Raw genomic sequence first — 2,751 nt, forward strand, 5'->3', positions numbered from 1 at the left:
CCACGCCGGTGGCCGTCCCAACGAGTGGTTGACGGCACCGTCCAGGGTCGCCACGCTACGGATCATGGTCCGGCTCTCCGCAGCGGTAGGCACTCTGGCGGCCCTGCTGTTGACGGCCAACTGTTCGACCGACCGGTCTGCCCCAGAGCCGTCGCCCAGCACACCGCCCGAGCCGTCGAGCTCCACAGCACCTCAGCCGACAACCACCCCTCCGGCCGTACCAGTCGTCGGGTCGATCACGCCGACCGGCAAACCGATCCAGACTGTGTTGCCGTCGCCCTCCGCCAGCATCGGGGCGGCCTGCCTGACCAGAGCCGAGCGCCTCGGCATCCTGACGTTCCGGGCGCAGCACGGCGCGCCGCGGCCGCGGCGCTGCGCAGTCACGGTGCTCGCCGGGTGGTCGTGATCGGCGTCGGAGGCGGTGCCGTCTCGACCCTGGCGGGCGCGACCTTCGCCAAGCCGGCGTTCGACGGCGTCGTCGGCATCTCGTCCGCCGACAGCCACTTCGGCCTGGACGCGCGGACCGCCGTCAAACGGCTCCCCACCCTGCCCCTGCTGCTGATCGCCTCTGCCGACGACCACACCTACGACGGCGAGACGCAGAACCTCTACCGCCTGGCCGCATCCCAGAGCAAGCAGTTGATGATCGTGCCGGGCGACCGGTACGGCGAGATCATGTTCGAGCACAGCACCGCGGACCCAGCCAACCCCTACGCAGTCCGCGACGTCGTCAACGCCTTCGTCACCCGCTACGCCGGCCCATCCAACCGCTGACCCGGCTTGCGTCCACACTGACAGACATGGGTGGGCCGGTGGAGGTCTCGAGAGACGAGGCGCGACGGGTAGCGCTGAATGCGCAGGGGTTTGGCCTCGCGCGGCCTGGAGCCGGCTCGAAGCCGCGGGATGTTCGGCAGATCCTGAAGAACCTCGGGGCGGTGCAGATCGATGCTGTCAACGTGCTGGCGAGGGCGCATCAAGTTGCGCTCTACTCCCGGCTCGGCCCTTATCCCGTTGGATTGCTGGACGACCACGTCTACCGGCGCCGGACGGCCTTCGAGTACTGGGGACATGCCGCGTCGATTCTGCCGATCGAGTTGCATCCGGCGATGCGGTGGCGGATGGCGGAGTACGGGGAAAACAAGCACTGGCAGGCCTACAAGGTGCGGATGGAGGAAGAGCGCCCGGGTTATCTGGCCGCAGTCGAGCGCGAGGTGACCGAGCACGGACCGCTGACATTCGGTGAGCTGACCGATCCGGCGCGGCGGGACAAGACGCAGACGAAGTACGCCGCCTCGTCGGTGCTGTGGGAGCGCTGGTCCGACGGAAAGTCAACCCTGGAAGGGCTGTTCAACGCCGGCGTGCTCGCGGTGGCGGGCCGGCGGGGCTTCGAGCGGCTGTACGACCTCACCGAGCGCGTGATCCCGCCAGACATCCTGTCGTTGCCGACTCCCGAGCCGGCCGACGCCCAACGCTCTCTCGTACTCCGTGCCGCAGGTGCGCTCGGGGTTGCGACCGCGAAGGATCTGGCCGACTACTTCCGGATGCCCGCGGCCGCGACCCGAGCACGCCTGCGGGAGCTCGTCGACGGCGGCAACCTGCTGCCGGCCCGCGTGGAGGGTTGGACCGACTCCTGTTTCCTGGTCCCAGGCGCGAAGAGTTCTGCCGTCGATGCTCGTGCGCTGCTGTCGCCGTTCGATTCCCTCTTATGGGAAAGGAGTCGCAACGAGCGGCTGTTCGGATTCACCCACAGCTTCGAGCTCTACGTGAAGCCGGAGAAACGGCAGTACGGGTACTACGTCCTGCCGTTCCTGCTCGGCGAATCCCTGGTAGGCCGCGTGGATCTCAAGGCGGACCGGGAACGCAACACCCTGCTGGTCCTCGGCGCCTACTCCGAACGCCCGAGTCGAACGATCCCGGCTGAACTCGCCACCGAGCTGAAAGACCTGGCCCGCTGGCTGGAACTCGGCACCATCGACGTCACCGACCGCGGCGACCTCGCTCCGGCCCTCCGCAAAGCCGTCTAGATCATAGGTGGTGGATGAGGATGGTAAGGGGGTCTGCGGTGGGGGTCGGGAGGGAGTGGAGGACATCGACGTGGGGGTCGGATTCGTGGCCTTCGAATTCGACGAGGGTGGGAGCGGCGTCCAGTACTGCGGCGACGAGGGCCTCGTTGATCCGAGTGCCGTCCGGGGTGTCGGGGGCAACGGTCTCGATGATGGCGAAGGTCCGGTTGTCCCAGACGTCGGGGTAGACCAGACCGATCCCGGTGATGTTGCCCTCGGCATCGAGGCTGACCAGGCTCCGGTCCAGGTTCAGATCCGGGAGCTGGGTCTCGATCAGGGCATGGCGGGTGGTCGGCCAGTCGTAGGCAGGCAACCAGGATGCGTGCACCCAAACGAAGTACGACGTCCACGCGTCAAGGAAGTCGTCGAGGGCAACTTTCGACGCCGCGACCACCCGTGGATCCAGGCGCCTGGCCACCCAGTCCCGTGTCTCGGCGGCCTTCGGGTCCACCTGGGGTTGCGGACACCTCATCAGTACTTCGAACCCGAGTGCCTCCGCGAACCCCAGTCGCTCGGGCCTCGACGCCATCGCCCGAGCCACCAAAGGCTCGGGAACCAGCCGCCTCAGTTCCCCGAAGATCGCCCGGCCGACCCCGTGACGCCGTACCGGCTCGTCGACCTCGATCTCCACGAACGCACAGTCCCGATGCACGGGCACGCTCCGGGCGCTCCCCTTGCCGACCACCAC

Annotated in this window: 3 protein-coding genes and 1 pseudogene; 3 read left to right on the plus strand and 1 reads right to left on the minus strand. The window is 67.9% G+C overall.

The window, feature by feature from the left end; translation table 11 throughout:
• The 3 genes and pseudogenes from VFG33_RS06660 to VFG33_RS06670 all read left to right on the plus strand — a co-directional run.
• Window positions 1-406: pseudogene (locus VFG33_RS06660) on the plus strand (hypothetical protein); the annotation flags it as partial.
• Window positions 397-774, plus strand: a complete 378-nt coding sequence (locus VFG33_RS06665) for an alpha/beta hydrolase family protein (protein WP_325023503.1) — start codon at window positions 397-399, stop codon at window positions 772-774. The pseudogene VFG33_RS06660 and the gene VFG33_RS06665, both read left to right, overlap by 10 nt.
• A 26-nt stretch (window positions 775-800) precedes the next feature.
• The gene (locus tag VFG33_RS06670) at window positions 801-2,024 is read left to right on the plus strand and encodes a winged helix-turn-helix domain-containing protein (protein WP_325023506.1); all 1,224 of its coding nucleotides are present in this window, start codon (window positions 801-803) and stop codon (window positions 2,022-2,024) included.
• 1 nt (window position 2,025) lies between these two features.
• On the opposite strand, the gene VFG33_RS06675 is transcribed toward VFG33_RS06670, so the two are convergent.
• Window positions 2,026-2,751 (minus strand): GNAT family N-acetyltransferase (locus tag VFG33_RS06675; protein ID WP_325023508.1); only part of this gene is annotated, 726 nt, incomplete at its 5' end.

The organism is Kribbella sp. (genome assembly GCF_035687465.1).
Lineage (GTDB): Bacteria > Actinomycetota > Actinomycetes > Propionibacteriales > Kribbellaceae > Kribbella.

What these genes read in the sequence shown, in the direction of transcription:
- VFG33_RS06670 (WP_325023506.1), top strand. Translation starts at nt 801, where the DNA reads ATGGGTGGGCCGGTGGAGGTCTCGAGAGACGAGGCGCGACGGGTAGCG.